This window comes from Sulfitobacter sp. G21635-S1 (genome assembly GCF_027213915.1).
Lineage (GTDB): Bacteria > Pseudomonadota > Alphaproteobacteria > Rhodobacterales > Rhodobacteraceae > Sulfitobacter.
The window spans coordinates 1-15,442 of the sequence record NZ_JAPWGV010000020.1; the positions used below are offsets into that span (position 1 = coordinate 1).

Consider the following 15,442-nt stretch of genomic DNA (forward strand, 5'->3'; position numbering starts at 1 on the left):
TTGTGGCTGGCGTCGTGGAAGAACGATTTCGTTGTTTCGGGGGGAGCGGGTGCAGGAACGTGCTTTTTCAGCAGCCTCAGGGCCGCGTTCATCGCGGCCCTTTTTCTTTGGCGTGGTCGCACCCTGTATCGAAACAGATTTCAGGCAGCGTTACGTGATTCAGCTCTCTCGCATGACGCTTTAACGATTGGCGTCCAAATGCTCCGTTACCGTCTTCCTGCGCCGCATGGCATCGGGCTTTTCACAAGCCTGAACGGGATCCCGTAGCTGCGGCGCAGCCTTGTGCCGACTCTGTTTCAGGTGGCGCAGGCGACCACAGTCACCCAAGCGCGACAGGTCGTTCAGACCGCCGCCTTGCGCATCTCGTCCAGATAGATTTCCCGCAGGCGCGGCGCCACCCGGCCCGGCGTACCATCGCCCAGCGCCACGCCGTCGATCTCAACCACCGGCATGACAAAGGCCGAAGCCGAGGTGGTAAAGGCCTCATCCGCCTCCTTGGCCTCGTCGATGGTAAAGTTGCGCTCTTCCACTTCCATCTGCGCCTCGCGGGCGAACCGCAGCACCGCCGCACGGGTGATGCCGTGCAGGATGTCGTTGCTGAGGGCGCGGGTAATGATCTTGTTGCCCTTCACGATATAGGCGTTGTTGGAGGTGCCTTCGGTCACGAAACCATCCTCGACCATCCAGGCATCGTCGCAACCGGCCTTCTTGGCCATCATCTTGCCCATGGAGGGATAAAGCAGCTGCACCGTCTTGATGTCGCGGCGACCCCAGCGGATATCCTCGATGCTGATGACCTTGGCCCCTTTCCGTGCCGCCGGATTATCGGCCAGGCCGGGCTTGTTCTGGGTGAACAGGACAACGGTCGGCTCGGTCTCGGGCGCGGGATAGGCGAAATCGCGATCGCCGTCGGAGCCACGGGTGATCTGCAAATACACCAGACCCTCGTCGATCCCGTTCAGGCGCACCAGCTCGCGGTGCACCTCCAGCAGATCATCCTTGCTGATCGGGTTCTTCATCTCCAGCTCGTTCAGCGAGCGGCTGAGGCGCACGGCATGGCCGTCAAAATCAATCAGCTTGCCATCCAGCACGGATGTAACCTCGTATACGCCATCAGCCATCAGGAACCCCCGGTCAAAGATCGAGACCCGCGCCTCGTCCTCGGGGAGGTATTCGCCGTTCACATAGACTGTCCGCATCTTCTCAATCCTCTTTCAGCGGGCGACGCCCGTCCTGTTTTGTCCGGGTCCGACATGGCCCGGACGCCGCCGCCTGTCCATCCCTTTTGCGGTCCCGGTGCCGCCCGTTCGGCGCTGAAAAGCGCCGCTGGAGCTTTTCCGGGACGCGCCATTGCCAGGGCTCCGCCCGTTCGGCGCTGAAAAGCTCCACTGGAGCTTTTCCGGGACGCGCCTCACCCCCAAAGTGCGGCGAGTGGCGGGTGCACCCCGGCATCGTCGAACGTCAGGGCATTTTCGCGGTCCTCGCCCAGAAGCAGCGGCCCGTCAAGATCAACCACACGCACCCCCTGGGCGACCAGTGTCGCGGGCGCCATCGCCAGCGACGATCCGACCATGCAGCCGACCATCACGTCGTATCCTTCGGCCAGCGCCGCCGCCCGCAGTTCCAGCGCCTCGGTCAGACCGCCGGTCTTGTCCAGCTTGATGTTCACCACATCGTATTTGCCTTTGAGATGCGGCAGGCTCGTCCGGTCGTGGGCGCTCTCGTCCGCGCAGACCGGCACCGGCCGCTCCATCCCGATCAGGGCGTCATCCTCGCCCGCGGGCAGCGGTTGTTCCACCAGCGCCACCCCAAGGCGGACCAGATGCGGAGCGAGATCGGCATAGACCGCCGCCGACCAGCCTTCGTTAGCATCCACGATAATGGTCGATTTCGGCGCACCGGCACGGACAGCCTCAAGGCGGGGCATATCATCCGGCGTCCCCAGCTTGATCTTCAACAGGGGGCGATGGGCGTTTTTCGCTGCCTGCGCCCGCATCTCCGCAGGTTCGGCCAGGGACAGGGTATAGGCGGTGATCTCGGGCCCCGGTTCCGGCAGACCGGCCAGTTCCCACACCCGCTTGTCCGCGCGCTTTGCCTCAAGGTCCCAAAGGGCGCAATCCACCGCATTGCGCGCAGCACCTGCGGGCAAAAGATCATAAAGGCCCGCGCGGGTCAGATTGCCGCTCAACCCCTCGATCTGCGCCGCGACACTGTCCAGCGTTTCATCATAGCGCGCATAGGGCACACATTCTCCCCGGCCCGTCACGCCATCCGCGTGGATGCGCACCGTCAGCACCTTCGCTTCGGTCCGCGAACCGCGCGATATGGTAAAGACCTGTGCCAGCGGAAAGACATCCCGGCTCACTTCTATGCGCATGACCACTCCTCTTTTTGGCCAAAAATATCCAATCCCGGACGCGCTGCGGTCGCGACGGTCAAAGGACTTCCAGCGCCTCGGCCAGGCGCGCGGCACCATGGCGGAACGGATCGACCGCAGGCAGGCCCAGTTCGGCCTCTACCTTCCTGAGGTATTCGTCTGCTTCCTGCTCGGACAGATGCTGCGTGTTCACCGAAATGCCGACGACCTTGCAATCCGGGTTGGCCACCCGTGCCAGGGTCAGCGCCACGTCGCGCACCGCCTCCAGCGAAGGCGGCGTGTAATCGGGCAGACCCCGCATATGCGGGCGCGTCGGCTCGTGGCACAGGATCAGCGCATCGGGCTGACCGCCATGGATCAGCGCAAGCGTCACCCCGGAGTAGCTGACGTGGAACAGGCTGCCCTGCCCCTCGATGATGTCCCAGTGATCGGGGTCGTTGTCAGGTGTCAGGTATTCCACGGCACCGGCCATGAAATCGGCAATCACCGCGTCCAGCGGCACGCCGGAGCCGGTGATCAGGATGCCGGTCTGCCCGGTGGCCCGGAAGGTGCTTTTCATGCCGCGCTCGCGCATCGCCACGTCCAGCGCCAGCGCCGTGTACATCTTGCCCACTGAACAATCCGTACCAACCGCCAGAACCCGTTTGCCGGTCCGCTTTTTGCCATTGGCGATCGGGTATTCCACGTTCGGCACCCGGACGTCATGCAGGGTGCGGCCATTGACCTGGGAGGCGGCGACCAGCACGCCTTCATTGGCCAGCAGATTGTGCAGGCCCGACGCCAGGTCGAACCCCATGTTCAGCGCTTCTACCAGCACCTCTTTCCAGGCCGCGGAAATCACCCCGCCCCGGTTGGCCACGCCGATCACCAGCGTCTTGGCACCGGCTTCCTTTGCCTCCGCCAGGGTCATGTCCTTGAGACCCACATCCGCCTTGCACCCCGCCATGCGGAACTGGCCCACTGCATTCTCGGGGCGCCAGTCCTTGATGCCCTGGGCCACCTTCGCGGCAAGCTGGTCAGGCGCATCGCCAAGGAACAACAGATATGGGGTCTCGATCATGGCAGGCTCTCCAATAAGGTGGTTTGTCGTATCTTCCGCCATGTGGCACGCAAATCGATTGCAATTCTGCAAGCGACAGCGTCACGACGACAAATTTCCAGCGTCAAGCCTGATATATGTGCAAGAATATTGCAACCGCCGCGCCAATGAAATGCTGCACCTGCGAAATCCGGCTTGCAGCTTGCTGCGCAATTTAATACCTGATTGCATCAGGAAAATCGTAATATTATTTCGCCACGAAGGAATCCGCCATGTCTTTCCGCATCCAGCCCACGCCGCCCGCCCGCCCGAATCGCTGCCAGTTGTTCGGCCCCGGCTCCAACAAGAAACTCTTTGAAAAGATGGCGGCCTCGGCAGCGGATGTGATCAATCTCGATCTGGAGGATTCCGTAGGGCCCAATGACAAGGACATGGCCCGCGCCAATGTGATCGAGGCGATCAACACCGTCGACTGGGGCAACAAGACCCTTTCGGTGCGCATCAACAGCCTTGATACGCCTTACTGGTATCGCGATGTGGTGGATCTTCTGGAACAGGCCTCAGAACGGCTCGACATGATCATGATCCCGAAAGTGGGCTGCGCGGCGGACGTCTACGCCGTCGACGCACTTGTGACGGCGATCGAGGCCGCCAAGGGGCGCACCAAGCGGATTGCGCTTGAGGTCATCATCGAATCCGCTGCCGGCATCGCCCATGTTGAGGAGATCGCCGCATCTTCCCCCCGGCTTGAGGCGATGAGCCTTGGGGCCGCAGATTTCGCGGCCTCCATGGGGATGCAGACCACCGGGATCGGCGGCACGCAGGAAAACTACTACATGCTGCACGAGGGCCAGAAACATTGGTCCGACCCCTGGCATTGGGCGCAGACCGCCATTGTCGCCGCCTGCCGGACCCATGGCATCCTGCCCGTGGACGGCCCCTTTGGCGATTTCTCAGACGACGAAGGCTGCCGGGCGCAGGCGCGGCGCTCTGCCACCCTGGGCATGGTCGGCAAATGGGCCATTCACCCGAAACAGATCGCAATCTCCAACGAGGTCTTCACCCCCTCGGAAGAAGCGGTCACCGAAGCGCGCGAAATCCTGGCCGCGATGGAGCAGGCCAAAGCCAATGGCGAGGGGGCGACGGTCTACAAGGGTCGCCTTGTCGATATCGCCAGCATCAAGCAGGCCGAAGTGATCGTGCGCCAGTCAGAAATGATTGCGAACAGCTGAATTCTGCCTTCAACCGCCGGGTCGGCCCCTTTTGACAGGGGGCCGGCTCAGACCATCTGCTGCTGCGCCGGGGGCAGCTGATCGGCGGCATCGCTGCCAAAGCTGACCCGATGCTGGTAGATTGCCATGGCCACAACCGTGCCAAGCATGCCCGCGAGAATGTAATTTACCAGCGCCATCTTTGGCCCCTTTGCCAACATATTTCTGCCTTAATCCAAGGCCCACCCTTCGCCTGACCCGGGGTTTTCGCAAGTAAAACAAGGAAAACACATTGTTTCCGCGAGGTTTTTCGCCTTAATTGCGCCGCATTTAGCCGACTGTCGCCGGTGGCGAAACACGGGGGCACGCACGCGCGCCCCCGCCGCCCCGCTGCCGCCGCGTTGCAAAGCGCCGCAACTGCGGCCATATATCGGGCAACAAGGCGGAGCATTACATGACGCAGTATCTGGATTTTGAGAAACCCCTGGCAGAGATCGAGGGCAAGGCGGAAGAATTGCGCGCCATGGCGCGCGAAAACGGGGAAATGGACATCACGGCCGAGGCCAAGGCGCTGGATGCCAAGGCAGCCAGCCTGCTTGAGGAAATCTATGGCTCTCTGACCCCCTGGCGCAAATGTCAGGTTGCCCGGCACCCAGAGCGTCCGCATTGCGAACATTACATCAAGGCCCTTTTCACCGAATTCACGCCGCTGGCAGGCGACCGCAACTTTGCCGACGATCTGGCGGTCATGGGCGGCCTTGCGCGTTTTGGCGACCGCCCCGTCATGGTGATTGGTCATGAGAAGGGCAATGATACCAAGTCCCGGATCGAGCGGAATTTCGGCATGGCCCGCCCCGAAGGTTACCGCAAGGCGGTGCGCCTGATGGAACTGGCCGGCAAGTTCGGCCTGCCGGTGATCACGCTGGTGGATACGCCCGGGGCCTATCCCGGCAAGGGGGCCGAGGAACGTGGCCAGTCCGAGGCGATTGCACGTTCCACAGAGAAATGCCTGCAGATCGGTGTGCCGCTGGTGAGTGTGATCATCGGCGAGGGTGGATCGGGCGGCGCTGTCGCCTTTGCCACCGCCAACCGGGTCGCGATGCTGGAACATGCGGTCTATTCCGTGATCACCCCGGAGGGCTGCGCATCGATTCTCTGGAAGGATTCCGAAAAGATGCGCGAGGCCGCAGAGGCCATGCGCCTGACCGCCGATGACCTGCGCAAACTGGGCGTCACCGACAGGATCATCACCGAACCGAAAGGCGGCGCGCACCGCGATGCCCCTGCCGCGATCAAGGCCGTTGGCAGCGCAATCGCCGCCATGCTGAAAGAACTCGACGGCAAGGATGCTGCCGCCCTGATCGCCGACCGCCGCAAGAAATACCTGGACATGGGCGCCAAGGGCCTGGCCGCCTGACGCCCCCTACCATTTGATGCGAAACCGTGGCCCCGGTTGCGGGACACGGTCGAACCCCATGGCGACATAGGCCTCCTGCGCGGCCAGGTTGCCCGGATCGGTCCCGACCGCAAGAAACCGGCAGCCCCGCGCCTGCGCAACGCCGATGCAGGCGTCGACCAGGGCGCGCCCCACACCCTGCCCGCGCATATTGTCCCGGATGAACAGGTGATGCAGGTCCATGCCACGCACCCCGAACTGCAATTGGGCAAGCGGGCAAAGCGCGGCATAGCCGGACAGGCCCTGCGCCGCTTCGGCGACAAGGACACTCAGCCAGGGATGCGCACCCAGCGCATCGCGGGCAAGGTCGTCAAGTGTAAGCTGCGCGGTATCGCCATGGTGCCGGGCAAGGTGGCAAACCATGGCATGAACCTGCGGCAGATCGTTTTCGGTGACAGGTCTGATGAGAGGCATTGAAAAGCTCCGTTCGGGCCGACCGCACGGAGGGGCCGCGCGTCAGGCGGCCAAATGTTTCTGAATGGGGAAAGGACCGCGCTTATTGAGTGCGGCGATAGCAGCGCTGGGTCGTGGTGCGGCGGTTTTCCATAGGGGCAGTTAGCGACCGGACAGGTGATGTGTCAACGCCACACCGCCGAAGTTGTGAAGCCGCCTGAATTGCAAACCCGCCCCCGCATCACGATATTTGTATCAGAGGGCGTCTGAGACCACCTCTTGGCCCCTAGGCGCCTTCCGGATCACATCGGAAAGGAGCCAGTCATGTACAAACGCATTCTCACCGCTGCCCTGCTCTTCGGGATGGCCTGCACCGGGCCCCCGGCCTGGGCCCTGACCTGCGCCCCGCGCGAGGCGCTGGTGGCGCGGCTGACGTCGGAATATGCCGAAACGCTGACCGCGCGGGGGTTGCAGAACGGCGCGGCCCTGATCGAGGTTTGGAGCTCGGAGGAAAGAGGCAGCTTTACCATCCTGCTGACCCGCCCGGACGGCATAAGCTGCGTGATGTCGGCCGGCACCCACTGGATGATGGAAAAGCCGATCGTCAGCACCGGCGGCGTTGCGGGCTGAGGCCGCGGCGGCAGGGGCGCGGCTCTGCGGATTGTCCCCGACTGAAGGGCTACCGCGCCAGCATCCGCAGGCCCTGCGTCACGTCGGACCGCACTGCCAACCGCAGACCGGGTTCATCCCCTGCACGCAGGGCGGCAATGATCAGCCGGTGAAACTGCGGCGGCTCGGTACGGCGCAACCGCCCGTAAAGCGCGCGCATCGTCGGCCCCATCTGCAACCAGACCGTTTCGGCCATGGCAAGCATCGCAGGCGCCTGCGCACGCAGGTAAAGCGTGCGGTGAAATTCAAGGTTGGTGCGGATATAGCTCACCGCGTCGCGTTGCGCGACGGCCTCACCCACCGCATTGTTGATGGTCTGCAACCGTTCGATCAGCGCCAGATGTGCGCGCGGCAGGGCCCGGCTTGCCAGTTCCACCTCGATCAGGGCGCGCAGGGCCGCCAGTTCCTCGATCCGGTCGCTGGACAATTCCGGTGTCGAAATCCGCCCCGAGGTCGACATGGTCAGCGCTCCCTCGGCGGCCAGGCGACGCACCGCCTCGCGCGCGGGCGTCATCGACACGTTGTATTCCTTGCCGATGCCGCGCAGGGTCAGCGCCTGACCCGGCGGCAGATCGCCGTGCATGATCCGGCTGCGCATCCGTCGATAGACACGGTCATGGGCTGGCGGCGTGGCCTCGGCAGGGCGGCGGTTCAGGTTCATGAGCTTTGTGTGATCACAAATTTTCACCCGGTCAAGCGATTTGAAGGTACTGCGGACCGCCGGATCAGAACCGATAACGGTGCAGACCACTGCCATGTGTCCGCAGCCAGCGCCGGGGCGGATCATAATCACCGTAGAGCCGCGTGACCTCGGCCCAGAAGGCGGGCGAGTGATTCATCTGCGCCAGATGCGCAACCTCATGCGCGGCGACATAGTTGAGCACCTCGGGCGGCGTCATGATCAGGCGCCAGGAAAACATCAGCGCCCCGTCGCTGGTACAGGACCCCCAGCGCGACCGCGTGTCCCGCAGGGTCAGGCGGCTGTATCCCAGGCCAAGCTGCGCGGCATAGGCGTCGCTGGCCGCTGCCAGCCGGTCCCGCGCCACCAGCTTGAGATGGCTGGCAAGCCGCACACCCACGCGTTCCTCCGGCCCCGGCACGGCGATGACGTCAGCCCCGATCTGCACCCGGCGCCCCTGCCCCCGGGCCACCTTGAGCATCTGCCCGGCCACCGGCACCTCTACCCCCGGCAACACCTGCAGATCTGCACCACGCGCATCCAGATGCTTGCGAATCCATCCTTCCTTGCTGCGCGCAAAATCCAGTGCCTCCCGCTCCGCCAGCCGTTTCGGCAGCGTCAGCGTGACCCGTCCGTCCAGTTGCGAAATGCGCAGGGAAATACGCTTTGCCCGTGCGGAACGACGCAGGATCAGGGGAATAGGCGGGTCGCCGGACAGGACAGGATCGCTCATCAATCGGACTCTACTCGGACAAGGGGCTAAAGCCTTTGACAGTCTCCCCCTCATATGGCACTTGCCCTGAATCATCTACACGCAAACGCAATTTTCAGAAGGGGTGTTCCATGCCCAACGAAGAATGGGGAACCAAGCGCCTGTGCCCCACAACGGGCAAGCGCTTCTACGACCTCAACAAGGATCCGATCGTCAGCCCCTACACGGGTGAAGTGCTTGAGATCGACGCATCCAAGTCGCGCATGATCGCCGCCGACGCCGAGGATGCCGAAACAGCCAAGGCCAAGAAGGCCGAAGTCGAAGATGATGTGATTCTGGACGATGACGACGATGTCGATGTCGATCTGGATGACGATATCCTGGACGACGACGACGATGATGATGACACAGTGCCGCTGGACGACATCGCAGATGTGACGACCAACGACGACGATTGAACCATTTGCGGTGGCGGGAGTGGATTTTCCACTTGATCCCGCCCCCGCTTGCGCCTAATCACGCACCACCAAACGGACCGCAGACAAGACGCGGACCTGAATGGGGCATTAGCTCAGCTGGGAGAGCGCCTGCATGGCATGCAGGAGGTCAGCGGTTCGATCCCGCTATGCTCCACCATTCCTTTCTTCGTAAGAGACCAGATAGGTTTGCCTTTCTCGTCAGGGGATTTGCCTCTGGCCGAATGGCCTCTGCCGCATTGGCCTTTTGCTGCGTCGGGCCATCGCCTGCGCGCCTCGCCGCCGTTGACCGGCCCTTTGCAGTGCCCGGAATCAGGCCGGAGATACCAGCATCCGGATATGCCAGGTGATCGCGTTTCGATATCCCTGCTGTTCCAGCAGGTTGATCTTGGATTGCCACCGGGCCGGGCAGACCACCAGAATCGCCCGATCGCCCCGCTCTGCACGCGCCGCTTCCGCCGCCGAAAAGAGCGCCGCTGCTTCCGGCCCGGAGCTGGCGCGCATTTGCCTGTCTTCAAAGGCATCGTGGAAAAAATCGTCTATCACCCCGACATCCGAAATGTCATGGGCTGCCGGGAAATGCAGCGCGGTCGCGGGCTGCGAGATGGCATAGCCCCGGATGCCCCCTTCGTCCTCCGAAACGAACATGTCACGGTCCTCCAGCGACAGGCTCCGCCGCATCCAGGATCCAAAACGTGCGTCCGCCTCCTCATGTGGTTGCCAGAACAGGTGATGGATGTTGTCCAGAACGCGGCGGTGCAGGGCGCTTGCCCTGACAATCCCGGGGATGTCGCCACCGGTTGCTTTTCGCACCTCTGCCCCGGCAATCTGCCCCCGCAGCCCGGATTTCGCGAAATACGCAGTAAGACGGTCATAGCCCTGCGCGGCATAGGTCTCCTGCCAGTCCCCGCCCTCCACGCCGGAGGCCAGAAGGATCACGGCGCCCGCTTCGATCAGGTCGGCTTCAGCGGCTCTGAACAACGCGCGCCGGGTCTCTGCCGGGGCATCCGGCACAACAAAGCAATCTTCCATGATCAGGCCGGGCGGCCCGAATGCGCCCGCATAGATCGGCGGCACCGGCAACAGGATGGTATGGGCAACACCAACGGCCTTGCCCCCATCCTCGGCGATCAGCCATTGCTGCCGGAACGGTGGCTGCGCAGCCTCCATCGCCGCTTTGACGGTTGATCGGATCTTGTCCCGGGCTGCCTGATCCAGCTTCCACAAATCGGGATCAAGGGCGTGCCGCGCCTCAGCATCCGCAAGCAGCAGCTCCGAAACAGCATCAAGGTCGCGCAGCTTGGCAGGTCGGATTGCAAGGGACATGGGGAGCCTTTCCTGTTCGCGGGGCATGATGGGTCGCGCGTAACCGATTGCAGAAACGGAACGAATTGACAAAGCAGGAAATTTGCTGGCGATGTTAGAAAAACTAACAGCTTGGCAACCCGATGCAAAACCTCAATCTTAACGCCCTGCGTGTCTTTGCCATGGCCGCCCGGCATGGCAGCTTTCAGAATGCGGCAGAGGTGCTGAACATCTCGCACGGCGCGGTCTCCCAGCGCATCAAGCAGCTTGAGGCCGATCTGGGTGTCATCCTCTTTAACAGGAAACCGCGCGGCGTTTCACTGACCCACAAGGGCAGAACATACTTCGATGCTGTGGAACGGGCGCTGACGATCCTGACAGAGGCCACCACCGACCTGCAACAGCCCGGCCGCCAGATCACGCTGCACATCGGGGCGTCATCTGCCTCGAAATGGCTGATGCCCCGGATGGATGCATTCAACATGCGTCATCCCGACATTTCGCTGGAAACACAGATCCACAGCACCCTGCTGCAACGCAATCTGGGCCGCAATGAAATCGCCATATGGCCCGCCAGAACGCCAAAACCGAATGCGGCCCACCATATCCGGCGCCTCTGCGAATTGCGGCTCGTGGCCCTGTGCAGCCCGGATTTCCCGCTCCCAGACCGGCCTGTCGACCTCGGAACCTTGCTGACCTTGCCGCTGCTGCAGGATGCCCATCACCGCTGGAAACAGCTGATCGAGGCATCGGACCACCAGGGGCCGCAACGGATTCTGAACTTCGGCAGCGCGGCCCTTGCCGTGGACGCCGCCATTCAGGGGCATGGCATCGCCATCGCCCCGACATACATGACAGAGGCTGATATCCGCGCCGGTCGCCTGAAACAGATATGGCAGCCTTCGGAATCATCGGGCGAATTCCTGTTCCTGTCCTGGTCCAGACACCACGCCCACGACCTGTCGCTGCGGCGAACCTTGTCCTGGGTTCTCTCGGAATTCGGATGTGATGAAACATTGGCCAGGGGATGACAGCCATCACGCATTGACCCATGAGCAGAGCCAGATTGCGCCCCTGCCCCATTCCCAGCTAAAAGAGCCTGTCCCAGTGCAAGGCGTCCGATGAAACCACTGACCCTCACCTCGCTTGCCGAACTGGCCGACCTGACCGTCGATACCATCATCGACGTGCGCTCCCCCGCGGAATTTGCAGAAGACCATATGCCCGGCGCCATCAACCTGCCGGTGCTCTATGACGCGGAGCGCGCCGACGTGGGCACAATGTACAAACAGGTCTCGCCCTTTTCTGCGCGCAAGGTCGGCGCGGCGCTGGTGGCGCGCAATACCGCAACACATCTTGACGGCCCGCTTGCGGACAAGTCAGGCGGCTGGCAGCCATTGGTCTATTGCTGGCGCGGCGGTCAGCGCTCCGGGGCCTTCGCCACCATCCTCGACCACGTCGGCTGGCGCGTCACTCTGTTGCAGGGCGGCTATCGCAGCTATCGGCGTCTTGTGGTGGATGCGCTTTATGACCGGGCGCTGCCGCACCGTATCGCGCTGGTCTCCGGCGGGACCGGCACCGCCAAGACAGAGATGCTGCACCACCTGCAGAAGGCAGGCGCGCAGGTGCTGGACCTTGAGGGGCTGGCCCGGCATCGCGGCTCCCTTTTCGGGGCGACAGAAGTGGCTCAGCCCAGTCAGAAGATGTTCGAAAGCCGCATTGCCAGCGCCCTTGGCCGTCTTGAACCCTCCCGCCTGACCTGGGTGGAGGCCGAAAGCAGCAAGGTTGGCAACCGGATCATCCCGCCCGCGCTCTGGACCGCGATGTGCGCGGCCCCAAGGGTCGAAATCCATGCCCCCTTGCAGGCCCGCGCGACTTATCTGTGCCGCGCATATGCGGAGCTGAAGGAAGACCCCGCCCGCCTGCACCGCCAGATTGATCACCTGCGGCCCTACCACGCGGCCAAACAGATCGCGCAATGGCAAGAGCAGGCCGACACCGGCGATTTCGTCGCGCTGGCCGAGGGGCTGATGCAGACCCATTACGACCCGCGTTATGAAAAGGCCAATGCATCCGCCCCCGCGCCGATGCGCCGGCTTGATCTGCCCGATCTTGAGGCCGCAACCCTGCGCGCCGCAGCCGCCCGGCTGACGGCGGATTTCACGTAACCCGCAAGGCACCCGCGCCGGACCACAGCCGCCCGATCAGATGGCCGTCACACCCCTGGGCAGCAAGGGCGACCAGCGTCGCCTCCGCCAGCGGTTCCGGCACGGCGGCCAGCAGCCCACCCGCCGTCTGCGGATCGAACAGCAGCGGATCGGCGCGCCCGCTCACCGGCGCATTCACCCGGTTTGCCGCCATCAGGGAGGATGCGACGCCCGCGCCGGACAGGGCCTGCGCGCCTGCAAAGTAAGGCACCCTGTCGCCCCAGATCTCCACATCCAGGCCAGAGGCCCGGGCCATCGCCGCAAGATGCCCGGCCAGCCCAAAGCCGGTCACATCCGTCATCGCATGGGCCACCCGCGCCAGGACTTTGGCCTCGCGGTGCTGGGGCCGCGCCATGACCGCCAGTGCCGCCGCCAGATCGCGGCCATCGGCCTGCCTGGCCATGTCAGCAGCCAGCAGCACGCCTGACCCGACCGGACGGGTCAGGATCAGCAGATCACCCGCCTGTGCGCCCCCCTGCGTCAGCGGCATGTCGTCCCGCAGGCCCGTGACGGTGAAGCCCAGCGTCAGCTCCGCCCCCATGGTGGTATGGCCCCCGACCAGCTGCGCGCCCACCTCGGCCATCACCTCCTGCGTCGCCTGCGTGATCTCTGCCAGGGTCCGCGCCTGCATCTGAACCGTCATCTGCGGCAGCACGATTGACGACAGCACGGCCTGCGGTGTCGCCCCCATCGCCCAGACATCCCCCAGCGCATGCACCGCCGCGATGCGCGCCATCATATGAGGGTCTTCGATGAAACCCCGCAGGTGATCGGTGCTGATCACCTGGAACCCCCCGTTGGGCTGCCGCAGGATCGCGGCATCATCCCCGGGGCCGGTCACCACATCATTGCCACTCTGGGCAATACCGGCCAGCGCTCCACCCAGCACAGCGCCATCCACCTTGGCCCCGCAACCGCCACAAAGCGGCTTGTCCGTCAGCGCCTCGGCCACGCCCTGCGCCACGGGGCCGCGCACCCGGGGCGGCGGCATCGACGGCAAGGCGCCCAGCCGGTCCATGAACGCCCGGTCGATCCGGTCCTTCCAGCGCCACATCCAGGGGGCGGAAACCGCCAGCCCGAACTTCTCCGCCACCGCCGATTGGCCGCCAAGGGAAATCAGCTTCAGATAGTGCTTCTGCGGCCGGAACGCCCGCCGCCGCCCGGCCCCCAGTGCCGCGCGCAGATTGCCATGCAAGACCGGCGCCGCGCGCACCGCAAAAACACCGGCCCTGGGCCGCGGGGCACGGTCCATCTCGGCGCAATCGCCCACGGCAAAGAGCCTGTCATCCCCCATGACCCCAAGGTCCGGCCCCACCTTGATGAAACCATCGCGCTGCGGCAGATCGGTCCCGAAGATCCATCCATGGGCAAAGGCACCCGCCGCCCCGACGCAAAACCGCGCTGGCACGCTGCTGCCATCGCCCAGCACCACGCGATCAGCCTCGATCCGTGCCACCTGCACCCCGGTCCGCAAGGTCACGCCAAGCCCACGCATGGCAGACAACACATGGCTGCGCGCCCGGTCCCCCAGGCCCGAGACATGCTGTCCGGCCTCGATCACCGTCACCTCGGGCAGAGCGCCGCGGTCGCGCAGGGCATGGGCCATGGCCATCGACAATTCGCAGCCCGCGACACCGCCACCGATCACCACCACCTCGGGCGCAACCGCCCCACCCTCGACACGCTCCAGAAAGGCCCGCCAGCGCGCCGCATAGACATCCAGCGGCTTGGCCCCGACCGCATGATCGGCAAATCCCGGCACATCCATCTGCGCGGTGATGCCCACGTCGATGCTGGCCACATCATATCCCACCGGCCCGCGCCCCGCGACACGGACCTGCCGCGCCGCCCGGTCGATGGCCTCGGCGCGGCCCAGGATCAGCCGCGCGCCCGCATGACGGCACAACTTGCCCAGGTCGATCTCCAGCTCATCGCGCCCGTAATGCCCCGCCACATGCCCCGGCAACATGCCGGTATAGGGTGCCGTCGGACCGGGGTTGATCACCGTCACCCGCACCCCCGGCAAGGGGTCCATCCCCCAGCTCCGCAACACCAGCGCATGGGCATGCCCGCCACCCACCAGCACCAGATCACGGGTCAGGGGCACCGCGCTCAACACCCATCCTGCCTTTTCTTTTTGGCCATAAATATTCCCGGGGAGTTTGAGGGGCAGCGCCCCTCATCAGCAAAAATAGATCGAATGCGGCGCAGCCGCTCCTGTTCCTAACAGCGCAACTTCCCCATCGCTAATGAAAATCCCGCGACCGGGTGAGCAGATGCGCCCCCGCGCCCCCAGCGCGAAAGGCCGGCAGCTGCGCTTCATCCGGCCCCCGGCAGGCTATTTCTTGGCGGCTGCAAAACCCGCGGCCAGCGTCGCCCGCGCATGCGCGATCAGCTTGTCGAGCATCATGTCAAAGCTCGCCACTTCCGCCAGGCTCAGAGGCTCAAGCACCTTTTCATTCCGGTCAAGGACATGCGCCATGGCCCGATCATATAGATCAAGCCCGATCGACGTCAGCTTCAATGCCACCGCGCGCCCGTCACGCGGGTCGGTGGTATCGACGACCAGATGCTTGGCGGTCAACTGCTTGATCGCCCTGCTCAGCTGGCTCTTGTCCATCAACAGGATGTCGGCAACATCGCCCGCCCGCACCGGTTGCTGCGATCTGACCACCGCCAGCACCCGCCACGCCGTGAGGCTCACCCCGAACAACGCCTCGGACCAGCCGCTTGCTGACCGGTCTCCGATCGTTTCCAGGGTATGCAATTTGAACGTGATGACATCCGTGATGCCCGTCACCGCGGGATGTTTCCCGCGCGGGATCTCGAATGCACCCGAGGTGTCAAAATCATTTGACATTGATTGCCTCCACCAACAGCAGCCCAGATATAATGGACTTTATCCATTATATTCAAGC

16 protein-coding genes and 1 tRNA gene are annotated in these 15,442 nt (G+C 63.9%); 7 read left to right on the forward strand and 10 right to left on the reverse strand.

All coding sequences use genetic code 11. The features are described 5' to 3' along the window. Positions 1-341: 341 nt before the first annotated feature. From O4H53_RS17925 to dgcN, 3 genes are all read right to left on the reverse strand, one after another. Positions 342-1,199, reverse strand: a complete 858-nt coding sequence (locus O4H53_RS17925; RefSeq protein WP_269365975.1) for a D-amino-acid transaminase — start codon at positions 1,197-1,199, stop codon at positions 342-344. A gap of 212 nt (positions 1,200-1,411) precedes the next feature. Further along, complete coding sequence (dgcA, locus tag O4H53_RS17930; protein WP_269365976.1) at positions 1,412-2,377, reverse strand: N-acetyl-D-Glu racemase DgcA; 966 nt, start codon at positions 2,375-2,377, stop codon at positions 1,412-1,414. Between the two features lie 58 nt (positions 2,378-2,435). Next, complete coding sequence (gene dgcN / locus O4H53_RS17935; RefSeq protein WP_269365978.1) at positions 2,436-3,437, reverse strand: N-acetyltransferase DgcN; 1,002 nt, start codon at positions 3,435-3,437, stop codon at positions 2,436-2,438. Between the two features lie 251 nt (positions 3,438-3,688). Between dgcN and O4H53_RS17940 the strand changes: the two genes are divergently transcribed. Then, complete coding sequence (locus tag O4H53_RS17940) at positions 3,689-4,648, forward strand: L-malyl-CoA/beta-methylmalyl-CoA lyase (RefSeq protein ID WP_269365981.1); 960 nt, start codon at positions 3,689-3,691, stop codon at positions 4,646-4,648. 47 nt (positions 4,649-4,695) lie between these two features. Here the strand turns inward: O4H53_RS17940 and O4H53_RS17945 are convergent, their stop codons facing one another. Beyond that, on the reverse strand, positions 4,696-4,827 hold the full coding sequence (locus O4H53_RS17945; protein WP_269365983.1) for a hypothetical protein: 132 nt from the start codon (positions 4,825-4,827) through the stop codon (positions 4,696-4,698). Between the two features lie 254 nt (positions 4,828-5,081). Between O4H53_RS17945 and O4H53_RS17950 the strand changes: the two genes are divergently transcribed. Then, positions 5,082-6,044, forward strand: coding sequence for an acetyl-CoA carboxylase carboxyltransferase subunit alpha (locus tag O4H53_RS17950; RefSeq protein ID WP_269365984.1), 963 nt, complete (start codon positions 5,082-5,084; stop codon positions 6,042-6,044). Between the two features lie 6 nt (positions 6,045-6,050). On the opposite strand, the gene O4H53_RS17955 is transcribed toward O4H53_RS17950, so the two are convergent. Then, positions 6,051-6,497, reverse strand: a complete 447-nt coding sequence (locus O4H53_RS17955; protein WP_269365986.1) for a GNAT family N-acetyltransferase — start codon at positions 6,495-6,497, stop codon at positions 6,051-6,053. Positions 6,498-6,800: 303 nt separating this feature from the next. Here O4H53_RS17955 and O4H53_RS17960 point away from each other — a divergent pair, with 303 nt between their 5' ends. Beyond that, positions 6,801-7,106 carry a hypothetical protein gene (locus O4H53_RS17960; protein ID WP_269365988.1) on the forward strand — a complete coding sequence of 102 codons (306 nt, stop codon included), beginning with the start codon at positions 6,801-6,803 and terminating at the stop codon, positions 7,104-7,106. A 49-nt stretch (positions 7,107-7,155) separates the two neighbouring features. Here the strand turns inward: O4H53_RS17960 and O4H53_RS17965 are convergent, their stop codons facing one another. Both O4H53_RS17965 and O4H53_RS17970 read right to left on the reverse strand, forming a co-directional pair. Continuing rightward, positions 7,156-7,806, reverse strand: coding sequence for a GntR family transcriptional regulator (locus O4H53_RS17965; protein ID WP_269365989.1), 651 nt, complete (start codon positions 7,804-7,806; stop codon positions 7,156-7,158). A gap of 64 nt (positions 7,807-7,870) precedes the next feature. Beyond that, on the reverse strand, positions 7,871-8,557 hold the full coding sequence (locus O4H53_RS17970; RefSeq protein ID WP_269365991.1) for a M48 family metallopeptidase: 687 nt from the start codon (positions 8,555-8,557) through the stop codon (positions 7,871-7,873). A 110-nt stretch (positions 8,558-8,667) separates the two neighbouring features. Between O4H53_RS17970 and O4H53_RS17975 the strand changes: the two genes are divergently transcribed. Both O4H53_RS17975 and O4H53_RS17980 read left to right on the forward strand, forming a co-directional pair. Beyond that, on the forward strand, positions 8,668-8,994 hold the full coding sequence (locus O4H53_RS17975; RefSeq protein ID WP_114273717.1) for a TIGR02300 family protein: 327 nt from the start codon (positions 8,668-8,670) through the stop codon (positions 8,992-8,994). A 102-nt stretch (positions 8,995-9,096) separates the two neighbouring features. Then, a tRNA-Ala gene (locus O4H53_RS17980) sits at positions 9,097-9,172 on the forward strand. 152 nt (positions 9,173-9,324) lie between these two features. On the opposite strand, the gene O4H53_RS17985 is transcribed toward O4H53_RS17980, so the two are convergent. Further along, positions 9,325-10,338 carry a hypothetical protein gene (locus O4H53_RS17985; RefSeq protein WP_269365993.1) on the reverse strand — a complete coding sequence of 338 codons (1,014 nt, stop codon included), beginning with the start codon at positions 10,336-10,338 and terminating at the stop codon, positions 9,325-9,327. Positions 10,339-10,460: 122 nt separating this feature from the next. On the opposite strand from O4H53_RS17985, the gene O4H53_RS17990 reads away from it, so the two are divergent. Both O4H53_RS17990 and mnmH read left to right on the forward strand, forming a co-directional pair. Then, positions 10,461-11,348 (forward strand): LysR family transcriptional regulator, encoded by an 888-nt coding sequence (locus tag O4H53_RS17990; protein WP_269365995.1) that lies wholly within the window; start codon positions 10,461-10,463, stop codon positions 11,346-11,348. A 90-nt stretch (positions 11,349-11,438) separates the two neighbouring features. Further along, positions 11,439-12,485 carry a tRNA 2-selenouridine(34) synthase MnmH gene (gene mnmH, locus O4H53_RS17995; RefSeq protein WP_269365997.1) on the forward strand — a complete coding sequence of 349 codons (1,047 nt, stop codon included), beginning with the start codon at positions 11,439-11,441 and terminating at the stop codon, positions 12,483-12,485. Here the strand turns inward: mnmH and selD are convergent. Continuing rightward, positions 12,478-14,643 carry a selenide, water dikinase SelD gene (gene selD, locus O4H53_RS18000; RefSeq protein ID WP_269365998.1) on the reverse strand — a complete coding sequence of 722 codons (2,166 nt, stop codon included), beginning with the start codon at positions 14,641-14,643 and terminating at the stop codon, positions 12,478-12,480. The two genes, mnmH and selD, sit on opposite strands and share 8 nt — an antisense overlap. A gap of 219 nt (positions 14,644-14,862) precedes the next feature. Further along, a complete protein-coding gene (locus tag O4H53_RS18005; RefSeq protein WP_269365999.1) occupies positions 14,863-15,384 on the reverse strand; it encodes a MarR family winged helix-turn-helix transcriptional regulator in 522 nt (173 codons plus the stop codon). Positions 15,385-15,442 lie beyond the last annotated feature (58 nt).

What these genes read in the sequence shown, in the direction of transcription:
- O4H53_RS17985 (WP_269365993.1), bottom strand. Translation starts at nt 10,338, where the DNA reads ATGTCCCTTGCAATCCGACCTGCCAAGCTGCGCGACCTTGATGCTGTT.
- O4H53_RS17955 (WP_269365986.1), bottom strand. Translation starts at nt 6,497, where the DNA reads ATGCCTCTCATCAGACCTGTCACCGAAAACGATCTGCCGCAGGTTCAT.
- dgcN (WP_269365978.1), bottom strand. Translation starts at nt 3,437, where the DNA reads ATGATCGAGACCCCATATCTGTTGTTCCTTGGCGATGCGCCTGACCAG.
- O4H53_RS17945 (WP_269365983.1), bottom strand. Translation starts at nt 4,827, where the DNA reads ATGGCGCTGGTAAATTACATTCTCGCGGGCATGCTTGGCACGGTTGTG.
- O4H53_RS17965 (WP_269365989.1), bottom strand. Translation starts at nt 7,806, where the DNA reads ATGAACCTGAACCGCCGCCCTGCCGAGGCCACGCCGCCAGCCCATGAC.
- mnmH (WP_269365997.1), top strand. Translation starts at nt 11,439, where the DNA reads ATGAAACCACTGACCCTCACCTCGCTTGCCGAACTGGCCGACCTGACC.
- O4H53_RS17960 (WP_269365988.1), top strand. Translation starts at nt 6,801, where the DNA reads ATGTACAAACGCATTCTCACCGCTGCCCTGCTCTTCGGGATGGCCTGC.
- O4H53_RS17970 (WP_269365991.1), bottom strand. Translation starts at nt 8,557, where the DNA reads ATGAGCGATCCTGTCCTGTCCGGCGACCCGCCTATTCCCCTGATCCTG.
- O4H53_RS17990 (WP_269365995.1), top strand. Translation starts at nt 10,461, where the DNA reads ATGCAAAACCTCAATCTTAACGCCCTGCGTGTCTTTGCCATGGCCGCC.
- O4H53_RS17975 (WP_114273717.1), top strand. Translation starts at nt 8,668, where the DNA reads ATGCCCAACGAAGAATGGGGAACCAAGCGCCTGTGCCCCACAACGGGC.
- O4H53_RS17925 (WP_269365975.1), bottom strand. Translation starts at nt 1,199, where the DNA reads ATGCGGACAGTCTATGTGAACGGCGAATACCTCCCCGAGGACGAGGCG.
- dgcA (WP_269365976.1), bottom strand. Translation starts at nt 2,377, where the DNA reads ATGCGCATAGAAGTGAGCCGGGATGTCTTTCCGCTGGCACAGGTCTTT.
- O4H53_RS17950 (WP_269365984.1), top strand. Translation starts at nt 5,082, where the DNA reads ATGACGCAGTATCTGGATTTTGAGAAACCCCTGGCAGAGATCGAGGGC.
- O4H53_RS18005 (WP_269365999.1), bottom strand. Translation starts at nt 15,384, where the DNA reads ATGTCAAATGATTTTGACACCTCGGGTGCATTCGAGATCCCGCGCGGG.
- O4H53_RS17940 (WP_269365981.1), top strand. Translation starts at nt 3,689, where the DNA reads ATGTCTTTCCGCATCCAGCCCACGCCGCCCGCCCGCCCGAATCGCTGC.